At 49.3% G+C, this 5481-nt stretch carries 6 protein-coding genes; 1 reads left to right on the top strand and 5 read right to left on the bottom strand.

The genetic code is table 11. The annotated features are described in order from the left end of the window. Positions 1-183: 183 nt before the first annotated feature. From fabF to rpmF, 5 genes are all read right to left on the bottom strand, one after another. A complete protein-coding gene (fabF, locus tag Q0294_RS04255; protein ID WP_299461264.1) occupies positions 184-1428 on the bottom strand; it encodes a beta-ketoacyl-ACP synthase II in 1245 nt (414 codons plus the stop codon). Between the two features lie 85 nt (positions 1429-1513). Continuing rightward, positions 1514-1747: an acyl carrier protein gene (acpP, locus tag Q0294_RS04250; protein ID WP_002649181.1), complete on the bottom strand. Its 234-nt coding sequence runs from the start codon at positions 1745-1747 to the stop codon at positions 1514-1516. A gap of 394 nt (positions 1748-2141) precedes the next feature. Beyond that, complete coding sequence (fabD, locus tag Q0294_RS04245) at positions 2142-3050, bottom strand: ACP S-malonyltransferase (protein ID WP_299461256.1); 909 nt, start codon at positions 3048-3050, stop codon at positions 2142-2144. Positions 3051-3098: 48 nt separating this feature from the next. Then, positions 3099-4100, bottom strand: coding sequence for a phosphate acyltransferase PlsX (gene plsX / locus Q0294_RS04240; RefSeq protein WP_299461254.1), 1002 nt, complete (start codon positions 4098-4100; stop codon positions 3099-3101). A 6-nt stretch (positions 4101-4106) separates the two neighbouring features. Further along, the gene (gene rpmF, locus Q0294_RS04235) at positions 4107-4286 is read right to left on the bottom strand and encodes a 50S ribosomal protein L32 (protein WP_299461252.1); all 180 of its coding nucleotides are present in this window, start codon (positions 4284-4286) and stop codon (positions 4107-4109) included. A 362-nt stretch (positions 4287-4648) separates the two neighbouring features. Here rpmF and Q0294_RS04230 point away from each other — a divergent pair. Further along, positions 4649-5481, top strand: an 833-nt coding sequence (locus Q0294_RS04230) for a hypothetical protein (RefSeq protein ID WP_299461250.1), incomplete at its 3' end; no start/stop codon positions are given.

The raw sequence follows: 5481 nt of genomic DNA, 5'->3' as shown, positions 1-5481 counted from the left end.
GGGAAAACTCCACTTAATTGCGGATGCATGGAAAACACAGCTGACAATAACCATGTGACCAGCAACATCATTTGATTCAAACCGCAGTCTTTCAGGGCGTGCTCAATGAAACCGTAGCAATCACAGTTCAATTATACTCGGTCCCAAAAGCTCTAGAGGCGCGATTATCAACCAGAATTCGGTTTAAGGCGCTTTTTGCACAATCAAACAGGCATTATGTCCACCAAACCCGAAACTGTTCTTCATCACCCGCTCAATTTTCATCTCGCGTGGTTCATTCGGAATGTAATCGAGATTACATTTTTCATCGGGTTCATCCAGATTGATCGTCGGCGGGCCGACCTGTTCCAGCAGCGCTTTCACTGCCACGACAAACTCCACACCACCAGAGGCCCCTAACAGGTGCCCTAAATGCCCTTTCGTACTGGAAACAGGCATCGTTTTCACATGGGACCCAAACACGGAGTTAATCGCAACCGTTTCTGCCACGTCTCCTAAAGGAGTGCTCGTTCCATGGGTATTGATATAATCAATGTCTTCGGGATTCAGACCGGCATCTTTGATCGCGTGCTGCATCGCACGTGCTGCACCGCGTCCCTCAGGATCGGGAGCCGTCATATGGGTCCCGTCAGCAGACATACCATACCCGGTCACTTCTGCCAGAATCGGAACGCCGCGTTTTTTCGCATGCTCATATTCTTCGAGCACGATAATACCCGCACCTTCCGCCATGACAAATCCATCACGATCACGATCAAATGGACGGCTGGCTGACTGAGGATCATTATTGCGGGTCGACAAGGCATTCATCCGGGCAAAACCGGACAGCCCCATCGGCGTGACAGCCGCTTCGCTGCCACCTGTAACCATAATATCGGCGATGTCATTTTGGATCAGCTTGAAGGCATCTCCGATGGCATTCGTTGCAGAGGCACAGGCAGTCGCAACAGCACTGTTCGGACCTTTTAATCCGTAGGTAACCGAAATATTACCACTGGCGGCATTCACCATCAGCTTCGGAATCATAAAAGGAGAAACGCGCGCGGGACCCTGATTGTAAAGACGATCGTGCTGACTTTCGATTTCATTCAAACCGCCAATCCCGCTGCCCACAATTACGCCACTGCGGTATGGATCGCCGTCATAATCTTCCAACTGAGCCTGCCGGTAGGCAATATGAGCGCCTACCAGAGCAAATTGCACAAATCGATCAACACGTTTCAGATCTTTGGCTGAGATATTGGTATATTCGGAGGCATTAAAATCTTTAATTTCCCCACCAAAACGCACCTTGTAGTCGGAGCAGTCAAAGCGTTCCACCAGACCGACGCCACTTTTGCCGGCGCATAATTTGTCCCAAAACTCTGAGACATCCAAACCCAGAGCCGTTACAACAGAAATACCCGTAACGACAACTCGCCTGCGCATTCGTGAACACTTCCTACAATGAAAAGACAGGACTCTAGATAACCAAAACCATTAGACGTGTGAACTGAGAAATGCCTGCCGCTGATTAGCTGGCTTTTTCAGTAATATAACCAACAACATCACCTACAGTTTTGATTTTGTCATAGTCATCATCCGGAATCGTAACATCAAACTCGTCTTCAAATTCCATGACAAGTTCGACGATATCCAACGAATCGGCCTTCAAGTCGTCGATGAATTTACTGTCCAGCGTAATATCTTCTTTAGGGTGGCCTAATTGCTCGCTAACGATACCAACCACTTTTTCTTCGATTGACACTCTTCTTCTCCTTCACCGTCTTAGTGATTTTTTAACTTTTTTATGGCCGGAAACATCTTTACCAAACCAACTTGGATGGATTCGCTACTAGTAGTAGCGATGATATATCCGGTTTCCCCAATTCTGTAAACCTTAAAATGTGACAAGAATTATGAGTCTTGTCTACTTCCCCAAAGTTACCTCATAATTTGATCGGGCTGACTTTTCCAGTCTGGGAACACACGATTTCAGGTTCTCGTGCATTTTCTTCAGAGTCACCGCATAAGTTGTTGTAGCACAGATTGATAGATTAGATCAAGCTCTGACTGGCCAGGTAGAATGTACCCGAATACACCACTGCCCTTCCCCCTGTGCAACCCGGGCTGGAATTCGAACCACGCCCTCTTCGAACTCCTTACGAATCGTTGACCGTTTCGCAGGAAATCTTCCGATTAATGCGTTTCATCAATCCCTTGAGAACCTTCCCCGGTCCGATTTCGTAAAATTCGTCGAAACCATCATCGAGCATTTTTCGAATGGAGTCTTCCCAAAGAACGGGGCTGATCACCTGACGTATCAGCAATTCGCGGATTTCGTCAGGATCTTCATGGATTTCCGCATCCACATTCGAAATGACCGGGATTTCCGGCTTTTTGAGCCCTACTCCCCCCAATGCTTCCGAGAGTCGACTGTCGGCCGGTTTCATAATTTCCGTATGAAACGCACCGGCAACCGCTAAAGGAATCGCGCGACCCCCTGCCTGCTCGGCTAATTCTGCTGCCCGTTCACAGGCACTGTTTTCGCCCGAAAGCACAATATTTCCCGGGCATAAATAATTGGCGATCCAGATTTTCCCTGCAGCGGAAGCGGCTCTACAGATCTCTGCCACCTGATCGCGTTCCAGCAACAGAATACTGACCATTCCAGAGGGATTGGCGTCGGCAGCCGCCTGCATGGCTTCCCCGCGACGCTGCACAACTCGCAAGCCATCCTCAAAGGTCATCGCGCCGGCAAAAACCAGCGCCGTATATTCGCCCAGACTTAAACCGGCTGCCATCTCACACGCCAGGACTTTATCGGGAGAATCCGCACGTAACATTTCCAAAGCAGCCAGACTGGTCACAAACAAAGCAGGCTGGCTGATGACCGTCGAATCCAGATCTTCACTGGGACCTTCAATACAGATCTTAGCTAAATCATACTGAAGTATTTCAGCAGCACGATCAAAAAGCTCCCGGGCTGCCGGATATTTTTCGACAATCGTTTTGCCCATGCCGACATGCTGAGCCCCCTGGCCGGGAAACAAAAATGCAATTCTGCTCACGGGTCGATCCCTCTATAACTAGATTGCGCTGATATTTATGATGTCGCTTCAGGCGACGGGCTTCTGAGCCAGATGTTCGGCGATCTGCGAGTTGATGCCACGATCCTTGAACATGGCACTCCCCTTCAAAGCATTCGAAATCGACTGAGCATCGCTGGAACCGTGGCAGATGATACAGATCCCGTCAATTCCCAGCAGAGGGGCTCCCCCGGTTTCATGATAACGAAACCGCTTACCCATTTCCTGAAATGCCTGCTTGGCTTTATCACGCTCTACATCGAGATTACTTAAAATCTGCCTGGAGGCTTCCTGCATCAGGAAATCAGCCATCCCCTCGCTGACCTTTAACACCACGTTCCCGACAAAACCTTCACAGATTAAAACGTCGGCTTCTCCCTGATAGAGACCACGCCCCTCGACATTTCCGATAAAGCTGTCTTTTAAAGGGCTATCACTCAACAGGCGATAGGTATCCCGGTAAAGGTCATTCCCCTTAACGTCTTCGCTGCCGATATTGATCAGCCCGATCTTGGGAGATGCAATCCTCAGCACTTCGCGGGCATAAATTTCACCCATGACGGCATACTGATAGAGGTGTGAGGGACGCGCTGACGGATTGGCACCGACATCCATCAAGACGGCATGTCCGGCAGTGGTTGGCAAGGTGACTGCGATTCCTGGACGCTTCACGTCCTTCAGGAACAGCCGCGTTTTCAAGCCTGATGCGACGACTGCCCCGGTATTACCGGCACTGACAATGGCATCGACTTCACGCGCAGCCATCAATTTCCAACAGATCGAAATCGAGCTGTCCGGCTTTTGACGCATTGCATCGGTCGGCTTTTCTTCCATGCCTACCACCTGGCTGGCATGGACGATCGACAGACGATCTCCAGAATAACCGGAAGCTTCTATCTGGGATTCGATTAGATCCTGCGGACCTACCAGTACCACGTTCAGCGCAGAATCAAGCTGTAATGCGGCGATTGCTCCCGCAATATTCGGTTCAGGGGCAAAATCACCCCCCATTGCATCCAGTGCAATCCGCATTGATACCTAGTCCTCAGTTTCAACGATGGTGCGACCCTGATAGAAACCACAGTGAGGGCAAATAGCATGGGAAGGGGACGCTGTTCCACACTGTGGACAGTATGTCGGCTTGGTAGCCTTGATACCGTTGTGACTGCGTCTCTTACGAGAATTAGATTTTGACATCCGTCTTTTAGGAACTGCCATGAAAAAGACCGCCTTATTACACCTGACTTAACTTAAACTATACGTAATACACAACTTAACATTTCATAGAACGCACCCCATTTCACTAAAGGATGAGCCGTTCCATTGTAATCAGTCGGAATAGCCCCTGGGGACGCTGCAATAAACCTGGATACAGGCTAATCGTCCTGCGAGCGCACGGAGATCTCTCTTACCAGCTTTTCTGACAGGAATCGAACATACTATGCAATTTTCAAAACAACTGTCAAGCTACAGGGCACAGAACAGACGATATCTAAAGTGATATTTTAATATTGAGCCCCAAAATTAAAACACCAGTACACATATCGCTCAGCTATTTCATCAGGAAATCGAGAATCGCTATGAAGGATCATCGTTTCACACGCCCTGTCTGCCGGCAAATTCTACTCAGCCTCACGATCTTAACAGTCATTCTCCCTGCGCACTGGAATGCGGTCGCACAAACCGGCGCCAGTCCTGCTGCTTCCCAGCAGATGACTCCCCAGGAACTGCAGGCGTTTGGCAAACAGGTACAGGAAACGGCCAATTCTCAGGATGCAGCAAAATTCCGGGCGTTATTCGACTGGAAAACATTTGTCGACAGGGTGCTTGCAGAATACGAGCAGAATCCCGCCGTCAAACAGGCCGTCCAACCGATCCGCCAGCAGCTCGAAACTGCCTACACCGGAAATAACCAGGGAATCGACACCGAAATCCTGGCCGAAATCACCAATGGTGGCGACTACCGTTTCCTGGCAATGCGAAAAGAGCAGGATCAGTTCAAAGTCATTTTCCGCTTCCTCAGGCCCGACTGGACCTTGAACTATCATGCCCTGATCGTCGAGAAACAGCAGAACGGGGAATTAAAAATTATTGACATCGACAGTTTCGGAACTGGCGAATTCATTTCGCAGTCCCTGAAACGGCTCTACCTGCCGGAAATCTACAAAGCCTATTTGACGGTTCCGGACAAACTCAGCCCGCAGGAAAAAACCAGTATCCTGGACCAGAAAAAACGCTACGACTTCCTCACTTCGACTGACGAAAAAACGGACCCCTTCCAGACCTTCCAGCAGCTTCCCAGCCAATACAAGGGGGACAAAAGCGTTCTGCTGTTACTGGCGCATAATACCATCGAAAAAGAAAACCCCCAAAAATATCTGCAGGTGTTAAATGTCTTCCGAAAAAATTATCC

This window comes from uncultured Gimesia sp., assembly GCF_937919775.1.
Taxonomy (GTDB): Bacteria; Planctomycetota; Planctomycetia; order Planctomycetales; family Planctomycetaceae; genus Gimesia.
The sequence above is the reverse complement of the archived record's forward strand: the minus strand, read 5'-3'. Positions and strand labels throughout refer to the sequence as shown.